The organism is Pseudoalteromonas sp. NZS100 (assembly GCF_015864815.1).
In the GTDB taxonomy this organism is placed as follows: Bacteria; Pseudomonadota; Gammaproteobacteria; order Enterobacterales; family Alteromonadaceae; genus Pseudoalteromonas; species Pseudoalteromonas distincta.
Genome location: NZ_JADYWM010000006.1, coordinates 78,837 through 105,771 on the forward strand (window position 1 = coordinate 78,837; position 26,935 = coordinate 105,771).

Annotated in this window: 27 protein-coding genes; 16 read left to right on the plus strand and 11 right to left on the minus strand. The window is 38.6% G+C overall.

From position 1 onward, the window contains the following. Positions 1 to 111 precede the first annotated feature (111 nt). From metG to I6E69_RS08120, 4 genes are all read left to right on the plus strand, one after another. Complete coding sequence (gene metG / locus I6E69_RS08105; protein ID WP_197121011.1) at positions 112 to 2,133, plus strand: methionine--tRNA ligase; 2,022 nt, start codon at positions 112 to 114, stop codon at positions 2,131 to 2,133. 170 nt (positions 2,134 to 2,303) lie between these two features. Beyond that, on the plus strand, positions 2,304 to 4,688 hold the full coding sequence (locus I6E69_RS08110; protein ID WP_052201228.1) for a bifunctional diguanylate cyclase/phosphodiesterase: 2,385 nt from the start codon (positions 2,304 to 2,306) through the stop codon (positions 4,686 to 4,688). Then, positions 4,685 to 5,617 (plus strand): alpha/beta fold hydrolase, encoded by a 933-nt coding sequence (locus tag I6E69_RS08115; RefSeq protein WP_052201229.1) that lies wholly within the window; start codon positions 4,685 to 4,687, stop codon positions 5,615 to 5,617. The genes I6E69_RS08110 and I6E69_RS08115 overlap by 4 nt, the downstream gene beginning before the upstream one ends. Positions 5,618 to 5,727: 110 nt before the next feature. After that, positions 5,728 to 6,375: a bifunctional 4-hydroxy-2-oxoglutarate aldolase/2-dehydro-3-deoxy-phosphogluconate aldolase gene (locus tag I6E69_RS08120; RefSeq protein WP_197121012.1), complete on the plus strand. Its 648-nt coding sequence runs from the start codon at positions 5,728 to 5,730 to the stop codon at positions 6,373 to 6,375. Positions 6,376 to 6,411: 36 nt separating this feature from the next. On the opposite strand, the gene lepB is transcribed toward I6E69_RS08120, so the two are convergent. From lepB to aceK, 4 genes are all read right to left on the minus strand, one after another. After that, entirely contained in the window at positions 6,412 to 7,062 is a 651-nt protein-coding gene (gene lepB / locus I6E69_RS08125) for a signal peptidase I (RefSeq protein WP_197121013.1), read from the minus strand. A 152-nt stretch (positions 7,063 to 7,214) separates the two neighbouring features. Continuing rightward, positions 7,215 to 7,469 carry a DUF2999 family protein gene (locus I6E69_RS08130; RefSeq protein ID WP_002963210.1) on the minus strand — a complete coding sequence of 85 codons (255 nt, stop codon included), beginning with the start codon at positions 7,467 to 7,469 and terminating at the stop codon, positions 7,215 to 7,217. A gap of 62 nt (positions 7,470 to 7,531) precedes the next feature. Next, positions 7,532 to 8,494, minus strand: a complete 963-nt coding sequence (locus tag I6E69_RS08135) for a zinc-binding dehydrogenase (protein WP_024595341.1) — start codon at positions 8,492 to 8,494, stop codon at positions 7,532 to 7,534. A gap of 64 nt (positions 8,495 to 8,558) precedes the next feature. Beyond that, on the minus strand, positions 8,559 to 10,331 hold the full coding sequence (aceK, locus tag I6E69_RS08140) for a bifunctional isocitrate dehydrogenase kinase/phosphatase (protein ID WP_197121014.1): 1,773 nt from the start codon (positions 10,329 to 10,331) through the stop codon (positions 8,559 to 8,561). A 381-nt stretch (positions 10,332 to 10,712) separates the two neighbouring features. Here aceK and I6E69_RS08145 point away from each other — a divergent pair, with 381 nt between their 5' ends. The 5 genes from I6E69_RS08145 (at position 10,713) to I6E69_RS08160 (ending at position 13,869) form a co-directional block, all read left to right on the plus strand. Continuing rightward, the gene (locus tag I6E69_RS08145; RefSeq protein WP_197121015.1) at positions 10,713 to 11,660 is read left to right on the plus strand and encodes a LysR family transcriptional regulator; all 948 of its coding nucleotides are present in this window, start codon (positions 10,713 to 10,715) and stop codon (positions 11,658 to 11,660) included. A 562-nt stretch (positions 11,661 to 12,222) separates the two neighbouring features. Next, positions 12,223 to 12,357 carry a hypothetical protein gene (locus tag I6E69_RS20770; protein ID WP_264299604.1) on the plus strand — a complete coding sequence of 45 codons (135 nt, stop codon included), beginning with the start codon at positions 12,223 to 12,225 and terminating at the stop codon, positions 12,355 to 12,357. Beyond that, on the plus strand, positions 12,341 to 12,790 hold the full coding sequence (locus I6E69_RS08150; protein ID WP_197121016.1) for an N-acetyltransferase: 450 nt from the start codon (positions 12,341 to 12,343) through the stop codon (positions 12,788 to 12,790). Before I6E69_RS20770 ends, I6E69_RS08150 begins: the two co-directional genes overlap by 17 nt. Before the next feature lie 29 nt (positions 12,791 to 12,819). Next, the gene (locus I6E69_RS08155; RefSeq protein WP_007375422.1) at positions 12,820 to 13,026 is read left to right on the plus strand and encodes a hypothetical protein; all 207 of its coding nucleotides are present in this window, start codon (positions 12,820 to 12,822) and stop codon (positions 13,024 to 13,026) included. Positions 13,027 to 13,437: 411 nt separating this feature from the next. Then, entirely contained in the window at positions 13,438 to 13,869 is a 432-nt protein-coding gene (locus I6E69_RS08160; protein ID WP_002961558.1) for a hypothetical protein, read from the plus strand. 12 nt (positions 13,870 to 13,881) lie between these two features. Here I6E69_RS08160 and icd read toward each other — a convergent pair whose 3' ends face one another. Continuing rightward, positions 13,882 to 15,150 (minus strand): NADP-dependent isocitrate dehydrogenase, encoded by a 1,269-nt coding sequence (gene icd, locus I6E69_RS08165; RefSeq protein WP_197121017.1) that lies wholly within the window; start codon positions 15,148 to 15,150, stop codon positions 13,882 to 13,884. Positions 15,151 to 15,338: 188 nt separating this feature from the next. On the opposite strand from icd, the gene I6E69_RS08170 reads away from it, so the two are divergent. Continuing rightward, a complete protein-coding gene (locus tag I6E69_RS08170; RefSeq protein ID WP_197121018.1) occupies positions 15,339 to 16,142 on the plus strand; it encodes a hypothetical protein in 804 nt (267 codons plus the stop codon). Here I6E69_RS08170 and I6E69_RS08175 read toward each other — a convergent pair. After that, positions 16,139 to 16,690, minus strand: coding sequence for a hypothetical protein (locus tag I6E69_RS08175; RefSeq protein ID WP_197121019.1), 552 nt, complete (start codon positions 16,688 to 16,690; stop codon positions 16,139 to 16,141). The genes I6E69_RS08170 and I6E69_RS08175 overlap by 4 nt on opposite strands. A gap of 371 nt (positions 16,691 to 17,061) precedes the next feature. Between I6E69_RS08175 and I6E69_RS08180 the strand changes: the two genes are divergently transcribed. Both I6E69_RS08180 and I6E69_RS08185 read left to right on the plus strand, forming a co-directional pair. After that, positions 17,062 to 17,229 carry a hypothetical protein gene (locus I6E69_RS08180; protein WP_002961566.1) on the plus strand — a complete coding sequence of 56 codons (168 nt, stop codon included), beginning with the start codon at positions 17,062 to 17,064 and terminating at the stop codon, positions 17,227 to 17,229. Positions 17,230 to 17,367: 138 nt separating this feature from the next. Continuing rightward, positions 17,368 to 18,210, plus strand: a complete 843-nt coding sequence (locus I6E69_RS08185) for a transporter substrate-binding domain-containing protein (RefSeq protein ID WP_197121020.1) — start codon at positions 17,368 to 17,370, stop codon at positions 18,208 to 18,210. 84 nt (positions 18,211 to 18,294) lie between these two features. On the opposite strand, the gene I6E69_RS08190 is transcribed toward I6E69_RS08185, so the two are convergent. The 5 genes from I6E69_RS08190 to I6E69_RS08210 all read right to left on the minus strand — a co-directional run bounded on the left by I6E69_RS08190 (position 18,295) and on the right by I6E69_RS08210 (position 21,890). Next, on the minus strand, positions 18,295 to 18,876 hold the full coding sequence (locus I6E69_RS08190; protein WP_039489966.1) for a YceI family protein: 582 nt from the start codon (positions 18,874 to 18,876) through the stop codon (positions 18,295 to 18,297). Position 18,877: 1 nt separating this feature from the next. Then, positions 18,878 to 19,429 (minus strand): cytochrome b, encoded by a 552-nt coding sequence (locus I6E69_RS08195; protein ID WP_002961572.1) that lies wholly within the window; start codon positions 19,427 to 19,429, stop codon positions 18,878 to 18,880. A 146-nt stretch (positions 19,430 to 19,575) separates the two neighbouring features. Next, positions 19,576 to 20,412 (minus strand): ScpA family protein, encoded by an 837-nt coding sequence (locus I6E69_RS08200; RefSeq protein ID WP_197121021.1) that lies wholly within the window; start codon positions 20,410 to 20,412, stop codon positions 19,576 to 19,578. A 6-nt stretch (positions 20,413 to 20,418) separates the two neighbouring features. Continuing rightward, the gene (locus I6E69_RS08205; protein ID WP_002961576.1) at positions 20,419 to 21,039 is read right to left on the minus strand and encodes an L-threonylcarbamoyladenylate synthase; all 621 of its coding nucleotides are present in this window, start codon (positions 21,037 to 21,039) and stop codon (positions 20,419 to 20,421) included. Then, complete coding sequence (locus I6E69_RS08210) at positions 21,036 to 21,890, minus strand: PHP domain-containing protein (protein ID WP_138488940.1); 855 nt, start codon at positions 21,888 to 21,890, stop codon at positions 21,036 to 21,038. The genes I6E69_RS08205 and I6E69_RS08210 overlap by 4 nt, the downstream gene beginning before the upstream one ends. 464 nt (positions 21,891 to 22,354) lie before the next feature. Here I6E69_RS08210 and I6E69_RS08215 point away from each other — a divergent pair, with 464 nt between their 5' ends. Genes I6E69_RS08215 through trpCF form a run of 4 tightly spaced genes read left to right on the plus strand, consistent with a single transcriptional unit; the run spans position 22,355 to position 26,933 of the window. Continuing rightward, positions 22,355 to 23,923, plus strand: coding sequence for an anthranilate synthase component 1 (locus I6E69_RS08215; RefSeq protein WP_002961578.1), 1,569 nt, complete (start codon positions 22,355 to 22,357; stop codon positions 23,921 to 23,923). 1 nt (position 23,924) lies between these two features. Continuing rightward, entirely contained in the window at positions 23,925 to 24,527 is a 603-nt protein-coding gene (locus tag I6E69_RS08220) for an aminodeoxychorismate/anthranilate synthase component II (RefSeq protein ID WP_149592564.1), read from the plus strand. Between the two features lie 11 nt (positions 24,528 to 24,538). Next, a complete protein-coding gene (trpD, locus tag I6E69_RS08225) occupies positions 24,539 to 25,576 on the plus strand; it encodes an anthranilate phosphoribosyltransferase (protein ID WP_002961580.1) in 1,038 nt (345 codons plus the stop codon). Then, on the plus strand, positions 25,569 to 26,933 hold the full coding sequence (trpCF, locus tag I6E69_RS08230; protein ID WP_197121022.1) for a bifunctional indole-3-glycerol-phosphate synthase TrpC/phosphoribosylanthranilate isomerase TrpF: 1,365 nt from the start codon (positions 25,569 to 25,571) through the stop codon (positions 26,931 to 26,933). Before trpD ends, trpCF begins: the two co-directional genes overlap by 8 nt. Positions 26,934 to 26,935 lie beyond the last annotated feature (2 nt).

Sequence of the window (26,935 nt, forward strand, 5' to 3'; positions counted from 1 at the left end):
AATAAAAATCCATAAGCTGTGTGCACTCTAAGCAAATAGCTTATGGATAAATTAATGATAATTGTCGTTTGTATAATAAAAACGGCGTTTTATCCTCAATTCGGAATGATTATGACGCAGCGAAAGATCCTGATTACCAGCGCATTACCTTATGCAAATGGCCCTACTCACTTAGGTCATTTATTGGAATATATTCAAACTGATATTTGGTCACGTTTTCAAAAACTACAGGGCCACGAAGCTTATTATGTTTGCGCAGACGATGCCCACGGCACACCAATTATGCTTAATGCGCAAAAGCAAGGGATCACGCCTGAAGAAGCGGTAAAACAAGTAAGCATAGAGCGCCAACGCGACTTTGCTGACTTTAATATCAAATTTGATAACTACCACAGCACACACAGCCAAGAAAACAAAGAATTAAGCGAGCTTATTTATAACCGCCTAAACGATGCCGGTCATATTAAAAAGCACACTATTTCGCAATTATTCGATCCAGAAAAAGGTATTTTCTTACCAGACCGCTTTGTAACAGGTACTTGCCCAACGTGTAAGTCTGAAAACCAAAATGGCGACAGTTGTGATTCATGTGGTGCTACATACAGCCCTACAGATTTAATCAACCCACGTTCTGTAATGTCGGGCGCTGAGCCTGTACTGAAAGATTCTGAGCATTACTTTTTTGACCTGCCAGCATTTGAAGGCATGCTAAAAGAATGGCTACACTCGGGCACTATTCAACAAGAAATGGCTAATAAGCTAGATGAATGGTTTACCGATGGCTTGCAGCAATGGGATATTAGCCGCGATGCACCTTATTTTGGTTTTGAAATTCCAAATGCACCGGGCAAATACTTCTACGTTTGGTTAGATGCTCCTATTGGTTACATGGCGAGCTTTAAAAACCTGTGTGACAAAACAGGCATCGACTTTGATGCGTTTTGGGCTGAGGGTTCAGACGCAGAGCTTTATCACTTTATTGGTAAAGACATTATCTACTTCCACAGCTTATTTTGGCCAGCAATGCTAGAAGGCGCGAATTTTAGAAAGCCAACTAACGTATTCGCTCACGGTTTTGTCACTGTAAATGGCGAAAAAATGTCTAAATCAAAGGGTACGTTTATTAAAGCGCGTACTTATTTAGATAACTTAAACCCAGAATACTTACGTTACTACTACGCAGCAAAATTAAGTAGCGGTATTGTTGATCTGGATTTAAACCTAGAAGACTTTGCACAGCGCGTAAATTCAGACCTAGTAGGTAAAGTAGTCAACATAGCGAGCCGTTGTGCTGGCTTTATTACTAAAAAGTTTGATGGCAAGCTAAGCAACATTATTATGCAACCAGAGCTGTTAGCAGAGTTTCAAGCTGCTGCACCGAGCATTACAACACACTACGATAACCGCGATTACAGCCGCGCAATTCGCGAAATAATGGCGCTTGCCGACAAAGCAAATCAGTTTATTGATGGCGCAGCGCCTTGGGTATTAATTAAAGACGAAACTAAGCAACAAGAAGCACACGAAGTGTGTTCTCTTGGTCTTAACTTGTTCCGCGTTTTAATTACTTACTTAAAACCCGTGTTACCAGGAATGGCAGACAACGTACAAGCGTTTTTAAATGACGACCTTGCATGGGACGGCGTTCAAAATGCACTAGTAAGCCACCCTATCAATAAATTTAAACCGTTAATGCAACGTGTTGAAATGGATAAAGTGAACAAAATGGTTGAAGAATCTAAAGAAAGCTTAGCACCAAAAGTAACAATTGACCCTAACAGCCCACTTGCGAAAGAGCCAATTAGCGACGAGATTGAGTTCGATGATTTTGCAAAAGTAGACCTACGCGTAGCTAAGATTGCTAAAGCAGAGCACGTAGAAGGCGCAGATAAACTACTTAAGCTAACACTTGATTTAGGCGGCGAAACTCGCCAAGTGTTTGCGGGTATTAAATCAGCTTACGCACCTGAGGATATCGAAGGCAAGCTAACCGTTATGGTTGCTAACCTTAAGCCTCGTAAAATGCGCTTTGGTATGTCTGAAGGCATGGTATTAGCAGCAGGCCCTGGCGGAAAAGAAATTTATATTCTTAACCCAGATGACGGCTCAGAGCCTGGTATGCGCGTAATGTAATATTACTCATACTATAAAAACCGCTGATACATCAGCGGTTTTTATTACAATATGATTATCATAAAATGCATAAATAGTATTAAAAAAGGACTGTGCTAATATATAAGCCAATAATTTAGACCTTTTAAATTGTCAATTAATGCTATTTGGGAAAGGACCCCCTAAGATTCATGAATCGAGAACCGACCTCATCAAACCCTAGCTTTTTTAATTTGTTATATTCTGTTTATTTTTGGTTTATCAAAAATATCAAGTCTAGTATAAATACAAACTCCTCTAATAGAGACACGTACAAAGCGTTTAAATCACGCCAATACTACGCAATCTTACAGCAAATGCCCTTTAGTAGTACTGGCAACATGCTAACTTCTTTACTTCTTACATTATTTTTCTGGAACGATGTTAATCATTATGTATTAATATCATGGATAAGCGCTCTTTGGTGCATAGCTATTATTAACATTTTTTTGTGGTATAAAAGTAAATCGATTGACAAAAACACATTAATTAAGAAGCACGCAGCAGAATGGTTAACTGTAATTCTATCTTTAGCGGCTATTTTACATATCACGATGGCCAATTATTTATTTGGTTTATCTGATGAACAAGGCCGACTATTAATTATCTGTATTATAATTTCGTTTGCCTCTGTTGGTGCTTGGATGTTTTCATTTCTTCCTATAGCGGGCTTAGCATGGGTTGGTATTTTTACTCTTGGATTACTTATTGGTATTCCATACCATTTTTGGGGGCATTATTGGTACTTTGCGTTAATAGTCACTTTTTTTGGCTTGATACTCGCCTCAACGGTAATTGTATTTTCTCGAATGTTTTTATCAAACTTAGAGGCAGAAACAAAAATAGAACATCAACGTCAAGTCGTTGGTATGTTACTCAATGACTTCGAAAAGAATGCAAGCGACTGGCTATGGGAAACTGATGAAAAAGGTAATTTACAGCATACCTCCCTTCACCTTGCTAAAGCACTTAATGTAACCATACAGGAATTAGAAGGTCAAAACTTCTCATCAATTATATTTTCCTTGTGTAAAAACGCCACAAGCAAAGAGCTGTTTCAAGACCTCAATACTAAATTATGTACCCCACTCCCATTTAAAAATATGCAAATACCTGTTGAAGTAGCAAAGTGCCACAAATGGTGGGCTATCACAGCAAAGCCATTAGTAAATTTTAACGGACTATTTTTAGGTTGGCGTGGTGTTATTTCTGACATAACAGAAATAAAATTAAGAGAACAAGAAATGGAGTTCTTAGCTAATGCAGATCCTTTAACTGGTTTAGCAAACAGGCATAAGTTCAATCAATTCATTAAACAAGTATTTGAAAAGAAAGCATCAGCAAACTGTACTCTTTTCTTGATGGATTTAGATAACTTTAAAATAATAAACGACTCACTAGGACATATAGTGGGCGATCAATTATTACAAGAAATGGCTAAACGACTTTCTGCTGCAATAAAGCCAAATGGGTTAGTTGCTCGTCTTGGCGGAGATGAATTTGCAATTGTTTATCAATATACATTAGATAAAACTTCAGCCCAAGAACATGCCGAGCAAATTTTAGATACTTTAAAAAAACCATGGTATGTTCACGAATATAAGATTGAAATGTATGCGAGCATAGGAATTGCTTCTACACCAAAAGATACTATGACTGCTCATGATTTATTTAAATTTGCTGATATGGCTCTATATTCAGCAAAAGAGACAGGAAAATCTAAATGCAGTTTCTTTGAACAATATATGGAAGAAAATGGAAAATCGAAGCTTGCCCTACTCTCTGATATAAAAAAAGGACTTATAAATAACGAATTTACTATTTATTACCAACCACAAGTAAATCTTAAGTCGGGTAGCCTCAATGGTTTTGAAGCGTTAGTTCGCTGGAATCACCCTATAAAAGGAACTATTGCACCGGATACATTTATACCACTAGCTGAAGAAAGTGGCCTAATAAATAAACTTGGCCAATTTATTTTAAATCAAGCCTGCAAAGATGCTTCTTCATGGCCTAAACATCTTAAGGTTTCTGTTAATGTTTCGGCATTACAGTTTACTAAAAACACATTAGTTGAAGATATTTTTAATGCCCTAAAAAGCAGTAATTTGGCGTCCGAACAGTTAGAAATAGAACTTACAGAGTCTGTAATGATTAACAATTACGAATACGTTGTTAAGGTATTGAACAATTTAAGAGAGCGAGGTGTAAAGGTTGCTCTCGATGACTTTGGAACAGGCTACTCTTCACTTTCCTATCTCCAAGAAATTCCGTTGGATAAATTAAAGATTGACCGATCTTTCGTTGAGAAATTGAATGTAGTAGATAACACCCAAGCTACTGCCATCGTTAAATCTATTATATCTTTGGCACAAGCGCTTAACTTTGAAACAACAATCGAGGGTATCGAGTCAGCTAATCAAATAGCAATTTTTAAAGGCATGGGCAGTACTTATGGCCAAGGTTATTACTACAGTAAACCTATTGATTCAGCTTCTACAATATCGCTAATCAATAATTGGAATAATAAGCTTTGACATACCTTATAATTTTTCTCCTCCTGGGCTTTACAGTATTATTTTATTTAACGTACTCGCCAGATATTTCGGCTATCGTAATAAAAAAACGCTGGTCATACGATAACTCAAAGTTTGTAAATATCGACAAAATAAGCGTTCATTATATAGATGAAGGAAAAAAAGATGCGCCAGTACTCATTATGCTGCATGGACTATCAGCAAGTTTACATACGTGGCATGATGTTACTAAAACACTTACAAAAGATTTCAGGGTGATAAGTTTGGACTTACCCGGCTTTGGCATAACTGGGCCATGGGAAGAGAGCAAAAAATACGATAGTAAAAACTATTCAAAATTTGTTGAGAAATTTATTAATAAACTCGAAATATTCTCATATACGTTAGTTGGCAATTCTTTTGGTGGTGAAATTTCATGGCAACTAGCCAAAAATCATCGAAATAAAATAAATGCCCTTATTCTTATAAACGCAACTCCTCGTCTAGCCCCATTTAAGAATTGGCTAATAGGCTGGAAACTTGCTTATTTACCAATAACAAAGCAATTAAGCCTGTATTTTTTACCTTACTTTGTGACTAAAAACAGTCTCAGAAGAGTGTTTAAAAATAAAGATATACCGTTTAGTAAGTTTCAGCAGTACAGTGAACTAACTCTTAGAGTTGGTAACAGAGCAGCATTAATCTCCCTTTTAAAATCGTACTCGTTCGACCCTTTGTTATTTGCTGGCGATAAACTAAATATACCTACTTTAGTTGTTTGGGGAGAGGAGGACGAGGTAGTTCCATTTGACTACACAAAAGAATTTATACTCAACAGCACAAATACTCAGTTAGAAATAGTGAGTAATGCCGGTCACCTACCTCATGAAGAATTGCCGATTGAAACAAGTAAGTTAATCAAGATTTTTCTGAAGCCTTTAATTGATTAAGCCTGTGACCTTTATCAATTAATTTTTCAATTTAGAAAGGTACATACTCCCTGACTATACTATTTCCTATTAAATCGTCTACCCCGTTTGATATAAAGTGAATTGTAATTATGACCCAAATTTTAGATACCAACAGAACAAAAGTAAGTAGCCAAATAAAGCAACACAAATTAGTCGCCATACTGCGCTTAAAACAACAAACCGATGTAGCTCCATTAATTGATTGTTTAATAAATGCGGGCATACACTCATTAGAGATCACTTCAAACACACCTGGCTTTGAGCAAGAAATAGCAAGAGCTCGCGCAGCGCATAAAAACGCACTTATTGGTGCAGGCACAATAATTAACACCACCCTTGCCCAGCAAGCTATTGATGCAGGCGCGCAGTTTATCGTAACGCCAAATACCAACAAATCGGTTGTCGAACTTGCCCACCAGCACGGGTTACCCGTATTAATGGGCGCACTAACACCTACCGATGTAGCAAATGCAATTGAATATAACGCTGATATTATTAAGGTATTTCCTGCAGGCAGTATGGGCATTGGTTACTTTAAAGCATTAACGGGTCCATTTTCAGAAGCACAATTAATGCCTGTTGGTGGTGTGAATTTAGATAATATATCCCAGTGGTTTGAAGCAGGTGCTTGTGGCGCTGCAGTCAGTGGCGATTTTTGTAAGGTATTAAATACCGAACAAGAGCGTAGTGTTCTTACCAAGCTTGTAATAAAATATATAAGTAAACTGCCTAAATAGGCAGTTATATTTTAACTCTAAAATTAATTATCTTATTTAATTGAGCTTTTTCAATACGCGGTCTTTTCTTGGTAGGTAATAGTTATCGTAATCAAGTGAGACTATAACGCGCTCTGCTTTTCCTAATAACTCATTACGCGGAATTAAACCTATTACACGCGAGTCAGCGCTATTGTCGCGGTTATCGCCCATTGCTAAATAATAATCATCAGGAATTGTAATTGCATCAAAGCCCGATAAACGTGAAGGAATATTTGCCACTCTTATCGAATGCGCTAATCCGTTTAAATCTTCGATTTTATCAAGCGAGTCTATGTTGCTTTGCTGATCTGCATAATTAAGTCTTTTACCATTAATAATGAGCTCATTATTTTCAAGCGCAACGGTGTCTCCTGGCACACCAATTACACGTTTAATTAAACGGTTATCGGCAGCTTGTGAGTCAAAAACAATAATATCACCGGTTTGTGGGTCCGCTAGTTTAAGTAGTTTTATATGCGTAAATGGGATACGAATATCGTAGGCCATTTTATCGGTAAGTATTCTGTCACCTTCTTGAATTGTTGGCTTCATTGAGCCTGTTGGCACTTCGTACCAATCGGCTACAGCGCTTCTAAATACGCTCATTAGTGCAATAAATACGATAAGAGAGCGGTTGTTTTTCCAAAACTTATAAAGCGGTTTCATATTATTTCCCTGCGTTAATTAAGTATTATTATGACTTACTAAATACTGAGCAGTTCAATGTAGAGTGTAACAAAAAGTGTGTGCTTTACGGCGGGTATAGCAAGGTAGTTGCTTACCTTGCTATATGATCAATCTGAAAATTAGATTATCAATTACTGTTGATTTAGTTTTTCTTTCGCTTCTTTTACTTTTTCAAAATCTAAACCAAGTTCGTCAGTCGCTTCTTTAATCAGATGCGGTTGAGTCATCACGACTGCCATTAATTGTTGTAACTTTTCTGGCGGAATACCAAGCTCTTGAACAAGCGCCATTGCCATCATTGGATTTTGAGTAAACGCTTCAAACAATGCTTTTACTTTTTCGTCGCTTACATTGTGCTCTTTAAGTATTGCTAGTATTGGATTCATTATTAAACCTTAAGTATTTTTTATAGGGCTTAGTATATGGGCTAAACCCTAAAATTAAAGAGTTACTCTACAAGTAAAACCACTTTTCCTGCGTTTTCATTACGCTCTAAAATAGCATGCGCTTCGTTTGCGTCGCTCCAAGGCAATGTTTTATACAGGTTAAAGTCGTACTTTTTAGTGGCAATATCATTGTAAAAGCGTGCTACAAAGTCGTCGCGCACCTGGCGTTTAAACTCAATACTACGATTTCTAAGCGTTGAGGCATGAAACGAAATACGCTTTTGTAAAAGCGCCGCAAAATCAACTTCTGCAAAACGTCCATCTAAAAATGCAAGCATTACAATTTGGCAATCCATGGCTGCAATAGCGGCATTTTTATTTAAGTAACTACCCGAAACAGGATCTACAATTGCATTTGCTGTTAACTCATTTGCTTTCATATATTCTACAAAGTCGGTGGTTTTATAGTTAATTGCATGATCGGCACCGAGCTCTTTTGCGTGTTGGCATTTGTCATCCGTACCAGCGGTAATAACCACGGTAGCACCTGCGCTTTTAGCCATTTGAATTGCTGCACCGCCTACGCCACTAGCACCTGCATGAATAAGCGCTGTTTGCCCTTTTTGTAATTTACCAAGCTCAAATAATGCGCCAAATGCCGTTAAATACACTTCGCTTATTGCGGCGCCCTCTGCCATTGTTACATCATCGGGTAATTCCATAAGTTGTTTTGCATCAACGGCTACATATTCGCTATAAGCACCACCTGAGCACAACGTGAAAATACGCTTGTTTAGCCAGCTTTTATCTACATCTTTTCCAAGCTCAGTAACTGTACCCGCACATTCTAAACCTAAAATAGGGCTATCTCCCGCAGGGGCCGGGTATTTACCTTGGCGCTGCATACTGTCTGCACGGTTTACACCTATTGCTGCAACTTTAACAAGTACTTCATGGCTCTTTAAAACCGGTTTTTCGGTTTCACTAAATGCAAGATTACCATCTTCATGAGAAATATATTTCATTGTTGCTCCAAGTTTAAAAACTGTAATAACATATAGATGGGGATGAACACAGATTCAAACAACCTCAAAAGCGCCAACTTTGTTTATAAGGATAAACATCGGGTAGATAACCATTATGTATTTGTTGCTGACAACTCTGCCAAAACGTCTCTAAAAACAAGTTACTGTGCTCATTATTAAAATAGTTAAACGCAATCTCGTTGGCACTAAAAAACACCTTAAATTGGCTCGGGAATATATCGTTTTCAGCTATATCAAAATACGAGTTACTACTTAGCTCTTCGAGTGCATTTTGGGTGTGTGGCACGTCTCTAAAGTTACAATCGGTAAGCGGGCAAATTTCGTCAAAGTCGTAAAATACAACTCGCCCCCATCGCGTTACGCCAAAGTTTTTCATTAGCATGTCGCCCGGAAATATATTAGCACCGGCTAATTCTTTAATTGCTTTACCGTAATCATGCATAACTCTCTCTAAGGTTTTGTTATCGCATTGGGTAATATATAAATTAAGCGGGGTCATTTTACGCTCAACATAAACATGCTTTAAAATGAGTGCCTTGCCAGATATAACTATGCTGCTGCCAATTTGGCTTTTCATCTGCTCAAGAAGCTCATCACTAAAACGGCTTAAATCAAACGCTAAATATCTAAATTCGTGTGTGTCTACCAAACGACCAACCCTATCGGCTTGTTTTACAAAGTTATACTTTTCTTTGACTTGTGCTTTGGTGGCTGTTTTTGGCGCACTAAATTTGTCTTTAATTACTTTATAAACGTAATCTAGTCCTTCAATAGTAAATACCAGCATTACCATGCCCGGCGTCCCTGGCGCTTTAACATACTTGAAGTTGGCTGGGCTATTTTTAGTCGTATCAACCTTGTGCCGATAAAATTCAGTTTTGGCGTGCTTTATAAAGCCAATGGCGTTAAATAACTCAAAGCGTTGTTTGTGTGGCATTAACACACTTAAGTAATCTACATAGCGAGCGGGTTTATCGGTATCAACCATAAAATAGGTGCGTGCAAAACCAAATAATAAACTTAATTGATCGGCGCCCATCATTACAGCATCAAGCTTTAGTCCCTCATCGGTATTTAAAATAGCGATAGCAAAAGGCATATTGTCGCCATTTTTAGCAATGCAGCGCCCAATTAAATAACAGGCTTTGTTTCTAAAAAATAATGAGTTGGCGTATTCAATATAACCGTCGTTTAAATTTATAAGTTCGTACACCTGTTTGCATTGCTGCTTAGCGCCTTGCATTAACGTACTTTGTAATGTGGCTACATCACGTTCTAAATGACTAAATGGCACTCTAAATACTTGATTAGTGATAAGCGTTTTAACGGCGTTATTAAACCCATTGTGTAGCGATACTCTACTTACTAAGCTTTCATAAGAGCGCGGCTCACTACGATACTTTGCTTTTAATACAAACAAATGCACAGTACGAATTTTTTTATCGTCCCAAATTGCGCCAAACGTTGAATTAAAAAAAGTATGCGCAATAGGTTTGTTTTCGTGATTTTGTACCATATCGCCGTAAATATTTTTAGCTAACTGCCACGTTTGCGGGCAAGTAAGCTCAGCATAAGCAATAACTCTCACGGCTTCACTCACGTTTTTTACTTCGCGCTCATACACTTGTAAACGTTCACGCATAGCACTTTGCACACTGTGGTACTGTCGTTGTTCAAAACGGCTTTGTGCACCCAGTGTAATATTTAAAAATTGCGAAAACATCGCCTCAAATCCAGCAAAAACAGATCGTGCAAGCTTGCTGGCAATAACGTTTTGCAGCGTATTATTAGATTGATGTGTTAGCCTATTTTGCATAAATACAGCACTTATATTGATGCCAGTTATGGCGGTTATTTTTTATTAATTGTTTACACCTTAGCAAGCAGGCTTTAATTTAGATAATTAATAAAGCATATAAATAGAATTTATTGGGCGTATTGACCTTTCGAGGTTAATTTTGCAGCCGTGTATTTGGTTTTTAAGCAAGGCAAAGTACATGTAGTGTGGTGACTCCCCATAAATGTACTTTAACGCTGCATAAAGGCCAAATACACACTGCCCATAGGGTTCTTTCTAGGGACGATTAACTCTTTGCTACTCGATTTTTACTTAGCCCACTAGGTGGCAAACCTCGCGCCGCGATTAAATCGCCCCTAGATTGAACAAATTTCAACCCTGAAAGGCCAACACGCCCATATGAATATAAGAAACGTCGACCTCAACTTGTTAGTTTACTTAAATGTACTCATCGATGAAAAAAGTGTGTCAAAAGCTGCAAATAAACTTGCTCTTACGCAACCTGCTATGAGTAACGCATTAAAACGTTTGCGCGATTTATTTGATGACCCGCTACTTGTTCGTGCTGCAGGCTCTATGACGCCAACGGCAAAGGCACTTGCGTTAAAACCTGAAGTTGAGGCGCTCTTAAAAATGGCCGAAGCTATTACGCAGCCTAGTGAGCAATTTAACCCTGCAACCGCTGAAGTTACCTTTAGAATAATGGCAAATGACTACATAGAGTCGACCTTAATAGCCCCTTTTATAACGGCGCAGCTTAGTAAAAACCCCGGTATTAATTTTGATGTGTTAAGTCCAAGCGACGTAAACCTGCAAGACATGGAAAAAGGCACTATAGATTTAGCAATAAATCGCTTTAATGGTTTGCCACGCTCGTTTCATCAAGCCAGTGTATGGCGAGATAACTACTGTTGTTTAACGCATCCTAAAAATACATTTTTACAACAATCAGGGTTAGACGACTACTTAAAAAAAGAGCATATTTGGGTAAATCGTGCCGGCTGGGGGCCTGAAGCCGCTGTTACTAATAAATCAGGAAAGCAAAAATTAGGCTGGGTAGATGAAGCGCTTTGGCAACTAGAACAAACCCGTAAAATACGTGTTTTTACTCGCCACTATATGGTTGCAAGCCTGCTTTGCCAATCAGAGCAACTTATTGCCACCCTACCGCGCAGGCAAGCTAAGTTATTAACCTCTCATACTGATTTAGTAATCAGCCCTGTGCCATTCCAAATAGTGCCTATTGAGGTAAAGATGATATGGAGCCCACTGCTGCACCATGCACCGGCGCACCAATGGTTAAGGCGTGAGTTATTAGCGTTTGCCAAAACGATTGCAGATAGGTAATTAAATATGAATTGTTTATTCATTTACTAAGGGGCTATTTACTCTTTGCTGCTCGGCTTTTACTTCACCCACAAGGTTATAAATCTTGCGCCGTACTTAAATAGACCCTAGTTTAAACAAATTTTTATCCGCAGAGATCAACAGACCCCAGTTGTTAACACTACAGTTAATCAGTAGAATTATTTAATAATCTGGACTCTGATTAAATCGTTTGAGTTCTGCTTACAGTCATTAAATCAAACACCAACTCTATATAATAAAAACTTAAGGGCGCTTTCTTATAAATATTGATTACTCTACTTATTCACTTAGTGAATTAAACGAAGCACTTGAAAGTATCGATGCGCATAAATATCCCGAAAACTACAAACGCCTTAAAGATGAATTAGCTAAACCAAATCGTACTGAGCCCAAAGATACGCAACAAATAGTAATAGCTGAAAATAGCACTAAGAAAACAAGTAAAGCGCTCCTATGTATTATTTTAGGTTTGTTTATCCTTTTACGCAGCTATTTTAATTACGAAAATGGTGTCATTTATAAGAGATACAATGAGCCGGCAATGGCATCTTTAGAAAATAACCCGAAAAAGTTTTATTTATTTCTTTTTTTCACAATTGGTGCCGGAGGTTTTATTACGGCATATGGTATTCATACTTTATTTTCTAAAAAAGAAGACAATGATAAACAAACTTAATAATAAGAATAACGATACTGCAAATATAATTTTTGTTGTCTTTCAAAAGTCCTATGCTATAGAGGCTAAACTGATCGGCGCGCATAACTTTCCTCCTTTAGCGCGTAATATTAAAGGTATAAAAAAATCAGAAACAACCTTTTATGGCTACAGCGAAAATGAATGCTTAGCAGCCGTTATAGAAGTAGATACAAACAACGAGTATTTAGATATTTGTAGTTTAACCGTTGATCCTAGTCATTTTAAAAAAGGTATCGCAAGTAAGCTAATAAGTTATGTTTTAGCAATGGATGATTTTTCTCATGCAATAGTGGAGACTGCGGTTGCTAATACTCCTGCAATAAATTTATATAAAAAGCATGGCTTCGTGGAATTTAAAAGATGGACTCCTTCACATGGTATTGAAAAGCTGGCTATGTCGGTCGTAATTTAAATCAGTATTTCAAAATAGGTAATTTACAAATGGATAGTGCATCAATAATTGCGTGGAGTGTTTTGTTTGGAGGCATAGGTATTGGCTACCTTACTTACGGGCGAAGAAAAAAAGCCGTAGTACCGCTTTGTATTGGTTTGTCGCTATTGGTATTTCCGTATTTTATGAGCAGTGTTAGCATGCTGTTGATTGTAGGCGCTATTTTAGTGGCTATTCCCTACTTTATTAAAATTTAATATTACTATTGTTACGGCTGAATAAAATACACGAGAAAATAAAAAAGCGCCGTGGTATTCAACTTTGGGAAAATACCATGGCGCTTTTGGAAATCGTCGATATAGGAGTCTACCTACAGTGTAAGATTAGCAAGCTTAGTACCAACTTCATAAAACAATTAAAATTCAATAAAAACAATTAACTAAGCATCCACCTTAACTCATCAACTAATCCCCTTGTTCCAGTTTTGTGCACGTTTTTACCGCTCTGCACCAAATTAATTAGTATAATTTAGGTATGTTTTCTATTTTTTATTTAGTTTTAAAACTTACTATTGATGAAATCAATGTCAGTTATTGAAAACAACAATTTCATTAATAATACACTTAGCGCTAGAGTGAAGTTAAGCCAACAAACTAAGAGTAATAATTATGACAACATCAAGCTTTACACAACAAGACGGGTTATTTATTGATGCTAACTTACATCAGTTTATTGAAGAGCAGTTATGCGCAAAAACTAACACCACTGAAACTTACCAAGCATTAGCTACTTTAGTTGATGAGTTTGGTTGTAAATGCCGTAAAACAAAGCACCAACCAAATGATGTATTAGAAGTGGATACATTGCTAAACGCATACCAACTTAAAAACCACCCACTTTGCCATGTTGATGCACAAACGACGGAAGCCGTTTTAGACGAATATTGCTGCCAGGTTCCTGCAATTATTGTTGTTGCGTTAATGGATACGCTTAGTGGTACGCAGTGCGATGAACCTCAAGCACATGAGATTTACCATCGTGCAGCGCAGTTAACCAACCGCCCTTGCATGCACAGAGTAAAAACTGCCTCAGCAGCTTAATAATGAATGTGTTTAAAAGTGCTCGATAACCTTCTTTGCAAAGCCAGTACAAGTTAAGGTTGTCGAGTTATGAATACTTGAGTTATCGCTCTGCTCTTGCGCTAAATCAAAGGTTACTTCACCACTTTTAAATGTTTGCTCTAACGCATTTTCTATCAGTAATGCGGCCTCGTCCCATCCCATAAATTTAAGCATTAATACCGCACTTAAAATACTACTGCTGGGGTTTGCTTTATTTTGCCCTGCTATACGTTCAAACGTGCCGTGTGTAGGCTCAAAAAATGCGACATCGTTATTTAAATTTGCAGCAGGCATTATGCCAACACCGCCAACTTGTGCGCTCAACATATCCGCTAAAAAGTCGCCGTTTTGATTAGTCGTCACCACTACATCAAATTGCTCTGGGTGCATTAAACATTGCTGCAGCATATTGTCGGCTATAACTTCTTTAATAATTAGAGGTGCTTGATTTACTCGCTCTATTTGCATCCACCGCCCATTTTCATGTGCAGTGGCATTAAATTCGCTTTGTGCAAGTGCATACCCCCAACGCTTAAATGCTCCATCGGTAAATTTAAGTACATTGCCTTTATGCACTAGTGTTAATGATTCACTATCGTTTTTAAGTGCATAGTAAATGGCAAAGCGCATTAGTCGCTCAGAGCCTTCTTTAGATATATTTTTAATACCAATACCGCATTCTTGTGAAAACCTTAGGCGGGTTACGCCCATTTCTTCGCATAAAAAGTCGAGCATTTTTTCACTTTCTACACTCCCTGCTTGCCACTCAATACCTGAGTACACGTCTTCGCTGCTATCACGAAGCACTGTTATGTTTGTTAAAAAAGGGTTTTTTAAAGGAGAAGGGAGTGCACTAAAGCCTTTTATAGTGCGCATATTTACAAACAAATCCATTTCTTGCCTGAGTGCAACATTAAGCGATCTAAAGCCACCACCCAGTGGTGTGGTTAACGGCCCTTTTATGGCAATTTTGCAGGCACGTACCGCGTTAATTGTTTCTTGCGGGAACCAGTCACCGTCATACAGCTTTGCGGCCTGCTCGCCATTATAAACCTGCATCCAATGAATTTTCCGTGCACTTTTATAACAATGCTCAATTGCACTATCAACAACGTGGCGCATCACCGGCATAACATCCAGCCCCACGCCATCGCCATCAATAAAAGCAATGATAGGTTCTAACGGTATTTGCCAGTGTCCTTGTGCATCAATAGTGATATTTTGGCCGTGCTCAGGAACTTGAATATGCTGATACGTCATGGCTAAAACCTAACTTAAAATAACGATTAATTGATTAAACCATGCTTAGCTAGAAGTGTCTGTATTTGTACTTTTATAGTTACTATCATTTTAAAAAATAAAGAATTAGGCGTGATTATTTATCCATTTAGTTGGTCTTGTATGTTAACCCTGGCGTACCAGTTATTAAATTACAGTGGAGCATTTTAATGAAATACTTTTTTGTACTGCTACTATTAATCAGCTCTTTTAACGTATTAGCCGTTGAAGTAGTCATACATAACCTTAGCTCGCTCTCAAGTAATGCTCAAAATACGGTGTCTACATGGGTTAATCAAAGTGTTGAAAAAACACAAAATACACTGGGGCCTTTAAAACAAACCACTTTGCCTATTTATTTAAAACCGCAATACTTTGCTTTTGAGCCTGTGCCTTGGGCTACAGTTAAGCGCAATAACCCCGATGGGCTTGAACTACATATAGATCGCTACGCCAGTTTAAATGCATTCACTAAAGATTGGACGCTATACCATGAACTTTCGCATTTATATTTGCCGCTACTTCCCTATTCCGGTTTTTGGCTAAGCGAGGGTTTTGCCAGTTATATGCAAAACGTAATAATGCGTGACAGCGGTATAATTACCCAGCCGCAGTTTGTACAACGTTTAAATGCAGGATTTGATCGTGCCCGCCTGCAAACTAAAACTAAAACACAGCCACTTAATAAGCTCTCTGCCGATATGTGGAAACAACGCGCCCAGCAACGTGTTTATTGGACGGGTGCGGCTTTTTTTGCACAGGCCGATCTTAAGCTACAAAAACAAGGTTTATCTGTCGCGGGTATAATAAAACAGTATCAAACATGCTGTAGACCCGCTCGCTCTAGTGCGAAAACCTTTATAAAAGAGTTAGATAAGCTATCCGGTAGTAGCGTTTTTACAACGCTGTATGCAAAATATAATACCCGTACTGATTTTCCTGATATTAATAAAAAGCAGCTAAACACGCTTTAACGGCTGCTCTGTTTTATATAGTTACTATATTCAACCAGCCCTTGCGCATCAAAATTGGTTGAGTACTCGTTCATAAAACCATGCAAAAAATTGGTTTTATAACACTTAACACCCACTTTGGTGCTTAAAGCTTTAATAACTTCATCAACATTAAAGTGACTCTCACTTTCTGGGAATATGAATTCACAGGGTACATTTGCATCTAACGCTAAATAATTACGAATTTGCGACGGATAAAAGCCAATTAACTTTTTAAGGTGTGTATTGCCTGTTAATAACTGTGCCCGCCATGCTGCGCTTGCCCCTGCACTAAAAGCAATACACGTGGTCGGCACTTTTAAACTCTCAAAGCATTTTTGAAGTTTGTCCGTGTATTTATCATGGCCACACTGCTGTATAAAATTATTATAACTATCTTGTTCACTTTCAATAGCTTGAATCTTGTTATTGTAAGGGTCAACAATCACTAAATTTGAACTAATTGCCTGTGATAACGTCCTTAAAGCAGGGGTTAAACCATAAATATCACTCACTATTAGGTAATTCATACTTATCCTTTGGTAACTAAAAATGGGCTTTGTAAGCAGTTGATAAGATTTATTATAAATATTTTTATAATAAATAGCTTGCACACAATTTATATATAAGTTACCTTCCCTCTCTGGTTTAAAGAAACCGCCGCGGTTAACCATTTACCCTGATCCAGTAAGCCCCGCAAAACGTATATTTGAAAGCTAAGTTATTGTACGGCGAGAACCCCTTGAATAATACCGAGATGATTTTTTACTATCATCGCAAAAGTGTCATAAAGATCGTCAACACTGTAATGAAGCTAAACACAACATCGTTAATTTATTGACTGCAATTTGCTATAAAAATATAGCGCAGAATAAATAACAAGAATAAAGTGAGTTTTATTATGTCTTATAAATATAATGGGTCTATGATCCAAATAGCACATCCAGTGCAATCAATTTCAGTAAACAAACATCGTGTAATCTTCAGTGATACACAAGGTTTAAAAAATGCATTATTTCAAAAAGCGAGTGATGCACGCCAGTTTGTTAAGTGGCTAAAAGCTAACTAAGCAACACATAACTTTAATTGCCTTTTATTATTGCAATTATTGATAAGATATTATGCCAGCCTTGTTGCTGGCATTTTACTTTTTAGCTCTTTATTGGTTACAATAGTTTTACAATAATAATTACTGGTAGCTGTTGTAATGCTCCGTATATTTTTAACTTTCTTACTTTTTTTCTGCCTGAGCTCAATAAGCAATGCTAGAACCATAAACTGGCTAGCGCACGATTTTGCACCCTATTATATTTTAAATGGTCAATATCAACACCAAGGCCGTGACGAAAGCATAATTTCTTTACTTGAAAAACAACTTCCTAATATTACCTTTAACCGCATGCTTATCCCCTCAGGTAAAGTAATTCAAGAGCTGTCTAATACTTCAAATAATGCTTGTGCGTTATCGCTTTATAAAAATGATTACAGAAAAGAGCATATTTATTTCACAGACGAAAGCTCAACAACGGGCCTCTCGCCTTCAATAGCAATGCACAAAAAGCTCGCCAAAGCGCTAAATATAGCGGAATCAAAAGAAGTATCACTACTCAATTTAATACAAGATAAAAAACTAACTCTTGGAGTTTCTATGAGCCGCTCTTACGGCCAAGAGATAGATACTTTAATAAACAGTACACCCAACATTGATTTAGTAATTAGACCCACACGCGATAGCCTAGCGAGCCTCACATATATGCTTAACCTAAAACGGATTGATATTTTGCTGGGTTACCCAAGCGAGCATTACTATTTAGCTAAATCAATGCACTTTGAAGAAAACTTAACGCAGCGTCCATTAAACGAATCTCCAGCGCTCAGTTATGGCTTTATTGGTTGTACTAAAAACGAGCAAGGCGCAAAAGACATCGCTATTCTAAATGAGCAGCTTAAAGTTATTAAAAAAACGCAGGCTTATAACGATTTACTTATGCGCTGGTTGCCTGAGGATTTAAGGCCGCTATTAAAGTCACGTATTAATAGCACAAAATAAACAAATTCAAAGTCGCTTAATTTGAGTTTCTGTTAAGCAAAAAAAACGCCACAGTAAGTGGCGTTTTTATATTCAATATCTGTATTACTTACGAACGCCTTCTATTGATAAAATAATATCAACATGAGTAGATGCAGGCCCTAAGTTGTAATCAATACCGTAGTCGGTAAGTTTAAGGCTGGTTTCGCCTTCAAAACCTACGCGGTATCCACCCCACGGATCTTTCCCTTCGCCCACTTTATCTATTTCAAAGGTAATAGTTTTAGTTACGCCATGCAGCGTAAATTCGCCGGTTACGTCGGCCTCTTCACCATCTTCATCAAATTTAATACTCGTGCTTTTAAATGTCGCTTTTGGGTATTTATCCACATTTAAAAAATCTTTACCGTGTAAGTGCTTATCGCGCTCTGCATGGTTAGAATCAAGGCTTGTGGTGTCAATATTTACCATAATTTTTGATGCATCAGGGTTTTTAGCATCATAACTAAATGTGCCGTCAAAAGTATTAAAACGACCATATAACCAGCTGTAACCTAAGTGTTTAATTTTAAAGTTAACAGATGCGTGCCCGCCTTTTGTATCAATTACATAATCAGCTGCATTAGCGGCTGTTGCCGATAACATCATTGCAGCCGAAACGGCTGTGCTTACTAATAATTTTTTCATTTTAATCATCCTTTAATGGTTTGATCATTCTGATTAAGGTTTTATCTTTATCGATAAAGTGATGTTTTAACGCCCCTAGTGCATGCAATACTGCAAACCCTATTAATGTGCACGCGCCGTAATAATGTACTTTTCCTGCAATATCGGCTTGGTCATCAAAAGCAAAATCAAGCGCTGATACGTTAAATAAGGTAAACACTTCTATTGGACGTCCGTCTGCGGTTGATATTAAATACCCAGCAACAACAATAACGGCCAAAATAATATACATAGCAATATGCGCGGTGTGTGCTAATTGGTTCATGCCTTTACTTTCACCTAATGGTTTAGGTTGTGTAGATAAAGCACGCCATAAAATTCTAAATAAAAATACGGCCACAAGCGTAATACCAATGCTTTTATGTAAATCGAGCGAGCCTTTATACCAGCTATCGTAATAAGTAAGCTCAACCATATATAAACCTAAACCAAACAGGCCAAAAATAGTCAACGCCATGAGCCAATGTAAAATAATGGCGACAAGTCCGTAAGATGAAGGTGTATTTTTAAACATGTGTAACGTCCTATAATGCTATGACGTTACAATATAGTGCATAGCCGTAAATGAAAATAACATTTACAAACACTTTACGTGCGTATACGCACAGAACTTTGATAATTAAAGTCAGTTTTTAGAAGTTGAGGATTAAACAGATAAGTTTATAGGGTGGATTGCTCGCTCAAGCTGACATAAATTAAGCTCTCTGGGCTTACTTGCAAACAAGTAACAAGTCCTTCTTTAATGAGCTCAAGCATGGCTATAAAACTAACCACCACACCACTACGCCCTTCATCAGGCGTAAAAAGCGTATTAAATACCACCGCTGAATTTGCTTTCGATAGCTGTTGTAATATTTGGCTCATTCTCTCTCGGGTTGAGAGTACTTCGGCAGTAATTTGATGATGTTCAAACGTTTTTGCTCGCGCCATAACATCACTCAACGCCAGCATTAAGTCTTTAAGTTCAATATCGGGGAGGTTTTGACTTGTATCTTCACTTATTGGCATAGCGGCATGCGCTATAAAAATATCACGCCCAACGCGGGGGATATCATCGAGGTTTTCGGCGGCTTTTTTAAATAACTCATATTCTTGCAGGCGTTTAATAAGCTCAGCGCGAGGGTCTTCTTCCTCTTCAAGCTCTTCGTGAACAGGGAGTAATAAGCGCGACTTAATTTGTGCAAGTAACGCAGCCATTACTAAATATTCGCCGGCAAGTTCGAGTTGAAACTCGGTCATCATTTCAACGTAACTTACATACTGCTCTGTAATACTAAAAATAGAAAGATCGAGCACATCAAGCTTATGCTTTTTAATTAAATAAAGCAGTAAATCGAGCGGGCCTTCAAAGGTTTCTAATATTATTTCGAGCGCGTCAGGTGGAATGTATAAATCTTCTGGTTTATCTACAACCGCTTTACCATGCAAAAAAGCCAGTGGCAGCTTTTGCTGCACTGGCTTTTCACTATTTTTTGTATTCGCAGTACTTTCGCTCACTTGTTATTACTCAAACGGGCTTGTATCACCACAGCCAACACGTAATATTTTAACTTCATCTTCCGACAAGTCGATTACTGTGGTTGCTTGCTCGGCTAAATGGCCACCGTGAATAATTAAATCAACGTGTTTATCTAATCGCTCTAATATTTCATCCGGATCTGATTCAGTAAACTGCTGCCCGGGTAAAATTAAAGAACACGACATTAATGGCTCGCCAAGTTCGGCAAGTAACGCACAAGCAATTGGGTGTTCAATTACACGCATACCAATTGTTTTTTTCTTGTCGTTTAATAAACGCTTAGGGACTTCTTTTGTGCCTTTAAAAATAAAGGTATAAGGCCCTGGCGTATTATTTTTAATTAATCTAAATAGCTGGTTATCTACACGTGCATAAGTAGATAGCTCCGATAAATCACGGCAAACTAGCGTAAAATTATCGTTTTTTTCAATACCACGAATACGCTCTATGCGCTCTTTGGCTTGCTTATTACCAATGTTACAGCCAATGGCATAGCCCGAATCTGTTGGGTAAACAACAACACCGCCTTGTTTAATAATATCAACGGCTTGACTAATCAATCTTGGTTGCGGGTTATCAGGATGAATATGGAATAATTGACTCATGTTAATGCCCCTTCTTGTCCTTCCCAAACTTGCCAAACACCTTGGCAGTCTTTCGGTAAGTATAAATTTTTGCCAAGCTCTAAATAGCTTGTCGGAAAATGAAAATCAGACCCTTGCGAGCAAAGTAGTTCGTACTCACGACTGAGTTCACCTAAAAATTGACGTTCGCTTGGCGCCTGTTGAGGTTGCGCAACTTCCATTGCGTCTCCTCCTACACTTTTAAATTCTACTAATAATTTGCGTAGCCACTTGTTTGACATTTGATAGCTACTTGGGTGCGCAAGTACAGCAACACCACCAGCGGCATGTATTGCCTCTACAGCGGTTTGCATGGTGCACCAGCAACTAGGTACATAGCCTGTTTTGCCGCGCCCTAAGTACTTTTTAAAAACACCCGGGAAATTTTTAGCTACACCGCGCTCAATAAGAGCGCGTGCAAAATGTGCGCGCGTAATTTGCGCGTCTTTTGCCAGCTCTTTAGCTTGCTCGTAAATGCCATCAAAGCCATTTTTTGCAAGGCGTGCGCCAATTTCTAGTGCACGCTCTTCTCGCTTTTGCTGCTGAGCCGTTAATAAAGAAGTAAGGTCAATATTATTAATATCAATATTTAAACCTACAATATGAATTTCGAAGCTTTCCCATTTGGTAGACACTTCGGTACCCGTTATTAATGAAAGCGGTAAGTTTTCTGCTTCAATAAATTGCTGAGCAGGCTTAATAGCCGCCACAGTGTCATGATCGGTAATAGCAAACACATCAATATTTTTATCAACAGCGCGATGCAATAATTCTTCAACCGTCAAACGCCCGTCTGAATGTGTAGTATGGCTATGTAAATCGTATTTTATCAAAAGAAAACTGCTTAAAATTAAGGGTTACTGGTGTTTATGTAAGTATAACAACTTTTTTGACTAAATTGTTTTAAATAAACACTTGACACAAAAGCATAAGATACGTTTTACTGTAGCCACTTTCAGACACATTAAGAATTAACAATAATGATCAATTCAAACTTAAACACTATTTGGTGGTGGCACTCGTAATTTTCGGGTGATGAATTGTCGTGTCTAACAAAAATTCAAAACCCGCAACTATGCGGGTTTTTTTATAACTAAATTTTACGAAACGTATACGTTAAAAATATTTAATAAATTTTGAGGCAGAAAAACATGAATAACGGTCTTACTCTTACACATCGTTGGTGGTGGCGCCTGATATAGCGGGACGGTAATGATCTGTTTGTAATTTAGATATCGTTATTCAAACCCCGCACTGCTAACGCATTGCGGGGTTTAATTTTTTGAGGGAATGAGGTTTGATTTTTAGTCATATAACTACCACACCAGGCGAAGTAACAAGCATAACGCAAGTACGCGACTATATTAGTAGCCCTCTTGCATTATACGCGGCACTTGATAAGCCTAACTCACTACTGCTTGAATCGGCTGAGATTGATTCTAAAGACAGTGTAAAAAGTTTAATTTTAGTTGATAGCGCCCTGCGCATTGTATGTAAGGGTAAAACGGTAACTGTTAGCGCACAATCTAATAACGGCAAGCAATTATTAAGCTACTTACAAGCAAATGTTAAGAGCTGTGATTCACAATTAAACGACACAACGCTTACACTTAACTACCAAGACACCAGCAGCGATATAGACGAAGCAAGTAAGCTTGTTGCCGATAACGCCTTCAGTGCTCTTCGTACCTGTATTAACAGCATTCAAAGCACTACCGAAAATCCGTTTTCGGTATTTTTAGGCGGTGTGTTTGCCTACGACATGGTTGCAAACTTTGAGCAATTAAGTGATGTACCTGATGGCGAAAACACCTGCCCAGATTACGTATTTTATTTAGCTGAAACGTTAGTTGTTATTGATCATCAAAAGCAAACAACTGAGCTCATTGGTAATGTATTTAACGGCCCAGACGTACACGCTAACTGCTTTGAAGTAGGTAAAGAGCTTGAGCGGTTAAATACACTTTGCGATAACGCAGCAGAATTTAGTGCGGATATGCAAAGTGGCGAATGTGAGGTAAGCGTTGATATAGACGATGACACTTACTGCGAGCAAGTTGTTAAGCTTAAAAAGAATATTGTTGATGGTGATATTTTTCAGGTAGTGCCGTCGCGTACATTTTCACTACCTTGCCCTGATTCTTTACATGCGTATAGCCAGCTTAAAAAGCAAAACCCAAGCCCTTACATGTTTTATATGCGCGATGAAGACTTTGCTTTATTTGGCGCGTCTCCTGAGTCTGCCCTTAAGTACGACGTAAGTAATCAGCAAGTAGAAGTTTACCCAATTGCTGGTACTCGAGCGCGTGGCAAGTTTGCTAACGGGCAAATAAATCCAGACTTAGACAGCCGCATTGAGCTGGAACTAAGAAACGATCAAAAAGAGCGCGCCGAGCATTTAATGCTTGTTGATTTAGCGCGTAACGACGTAGCCCGCATTAGTGTTGCAGGTACTCGTTTTGCCAAAGAGTTATTAAAAGTAGACCGCTATTCACAGGTAATGCATTTAGTTTCACGCGTTGTTGGCACATTAAAACCAGAACTTGATGCACTGCACGCTTACCAAGCGTGTATGAATATGGGCACCCTTGTTGGTGCACCAAAAGTACGTGCTGCTGAGCTTGTTCGTCAAACTGAAGGGAAACGCCGTGGCAGTTATGGCGGCGCTGTAGGTTACTTAACCGGTGATGGCGCAATGGATAGCTGTATTGTTATTCGCTCTGCTTTTGTTAAAAATAACATAGCCTACGTGCAAGCAGGTGCAGGTGTAGTGTTTGACTCAGATCCTATTTCAGAAGCAAACGAAACTCGCGCTAAAGCACAAGCGGTTATCACCGCCATAAAATCTACGTATAAGGCGGTATAAAATGAGTAAAGCGAATCCTATTAAAATCTATTTTTTAGATAACTTTGACTCATTTACATATAACTTAGTTGATGAGCTTACGATGCTTGGCTGCGAACTGGTTGTTTACAGAAACAACATTAGCGCTGAGGTTATTTTTAATAAAATGCGCCAAGAGCAAGGACAAGTACTATTAGTACTTTCGCCAGGTCCTGGCACACCAAGCGATGCAGGCTGTTTAATGGAGCTTATTGAGCTCTCTAAAGGCCACTTCCCAATGTTAGGCATTTGTTTAGGCCAACAAGCGTTAACACAAAGCTATGGCGGAGTAATCGGTCACGCGGGTGAAACCGTACATGGTAAGTCTTCAATTATTAATTTAGGCGAACATCCTGTATTTGATGGTATGGGCAATACAATGCCTGTAGCACGTTACCATTCATTAATGGCAACAAAAGTGCCTGATAATATAAAGGTTATTGCCCAGTACGAAGATATCCCTATGGCTATTTATCATCATGATGACAATGCATTGGGTTATCAGTTTCATCCAGAATCAATACTGACGCCAAACGGCGCAATGCTACTTCAGCAAAGTGTCGCTTACTTAACACGCGCCAAATAAAAGAGGACATTATGAGTACACAACCAGAACAACCCATAAATGTTCAACATGCGATTGAACAACTAATTACAGGGCAATCATTAAGCTACGCAGACGCCAAAGCACTGTTTGATGAAATAATGCAAGGTAACATGAGCGAGATTGAGCTAACCGCCCTACTAATAAGCCTTAAAATTAAAGGCGAAGTAAGCGATGAAATAGCAGGTGCTGCAGCCTCAATGCGCGAAAACGCTGTTGCTTTTACTACCAGCAGTACACAACTTGCTGATAGCTGTGGCACTGGCGGCGATGGCTCAAACACAATTAATATAAGCACAACAGCAGCCATAGTTGCTGCTGCTGCTGGCATTAACATGGTAAAACATGGTAATCGCAGTGTATCGAGTAATTCAGGATCTGCCGACTTACTAAAAGCGCTGGGCATTAATATAGATATGAGCCCAGAGCAGGCAGCAAAATGCCTTGAGCAAACCAATTTTACCTTTTTGTTTGCACCGCACTATCACAGTGGCGTACGCCATGCGATGGGCGTGCGTACAGCGCTTAAAACACGCACTATTTTTAATATTTTAGGCCCGCTTGCTAACCCAGCAGCACCTGATGTGCAATTGTTAGGTGTGTACAACGAAGCGTTATGTATGCCAATGGCACAAACACTTAAAACCCTTGGCACAAAGCGCGCTATGATTGTTCACGGCTCGGGCACTGACGAAATAGCTCTACACGGTCCAACAACGGTAGTTGAGCTAAATAATGGCGAGCTTACACAGTACACGCTAAACCCAAGCGACTTTGACCTTGCAAACTATTCACTTGAACAACTCGCTGGTGAAGGCCCACAATACAACGCAAATGCTAGCCTTGCCATCTTACAAGGCAAAGGCACTGATGCACATAATGCTGCTATTGTGGTTAACGTAGCTGCCCTTTTATACCTAACAGGTAAAGCAGAAACGTTAAAAGAAGGGGCAAAGCAAGTACAAACATTATTAAGTTCAGGGCAAGCCATGAACACACTAAATGCAATTATTGAGGTAAGTAATGGCTAATGTATTAGACAAAATTGTTGCTGATAAAAAATTAGAACTCATTGAGCGTAAAGCCGCACGCCCGCTTGAAAGCTTTAAACACCTTGCTGTGCCTACAAGCCGTAGTTTTTACAAAGCATTAGCCGCCCCAGGCACACAGTTTATTTTAGAGTGTAAAAAAGCATCGCCTTCAAAAGGGTTAATTAGAGAGCCATTTGATTTAACCGAAATCACATCGGTTTATAAAAAATACGCTACCTGCATGAGCGTGTTAACTGATGCTAAATATTTTCAAGGCAGTTTTGACTATCTTGAATTTGTGCGCAGCCAAGTAGAACAACCGCTTATCTGTAAAGACTTTTTTATAGATGAGTACCAAGTATATATGGCGCGTATTTATGGCGGTGACGCTATATTATTAATGCTTTCAGTACTCGATGACGAAAGCTATAAAGCACTGCACGCTGTTGCCGATTCACTTAATATGTCGGTATTAACCGAAGTAAGTAATGAAGAAGAAGTACACCGTGCACTTGCGCTTGATGCACAAATTATTGGTATTAATAACCGTGATTTACGCGATTTAAGCACCGATTTAGCTACTACCGAAAAACTACGAAAGCTTATTCCGGCAGATAAAGTGGTTATTTCGGAATCGGGTATTTACACCCATCAAGACGTAAAACGTTTAGCCCCATTATGCGATGGTTTTTTAATTGGCAGCTCACTTATGGGCGAGCGTGATTTAGAGCAAGCATGTCGCCGTGTTATTTTTGGTGACAATAAAGTATGTGGTTTAACACGTACCAAAGATGCACAAGCGGCATATCAAAACGGTGCTATTTACGGTGGTTTAATTTTTCATCCTAAATCGCCACGCTATGTTGATTTAGATTGCGCAAAAGAGCTTAGCCAAAGTGCCCCGCTTAATTTTGTGGGTGTGTTTGTAGATGCCCCAATTGATCAAGTTGCTCAATACGCAAGTGTGCTAAAATTGGCGGCAGTTCAATTACATGGTCAAGAAAGTGACGATTACATCGCTCAGTTGCGTACACAGTTACCTACCGGCTGCGAGATTTGGAAAGCCCAAGCAATAAAAGATGCATTGCCAACGCCTGTAAATGGCGTTGACCGACACCTTTACGATACACACAGCGATACACAAGCTGGCGGTACAGGTAAAGCATTTGATTGGTCGGTGCTTCATGATGCAACTACACCCTTTATGCTCGCTGGAGGCTTAAATCCAGACAATATTAAAGATGCGCTTTTAAAAGGTGCCTTAGGCCTTGATTTAAACTCAGGCGTTGAAGAATCTGCGGGTAAAAAGTGCCCTAACAAATTACATAATGCTTTTACAAGCATCAGAAATTATTGAGG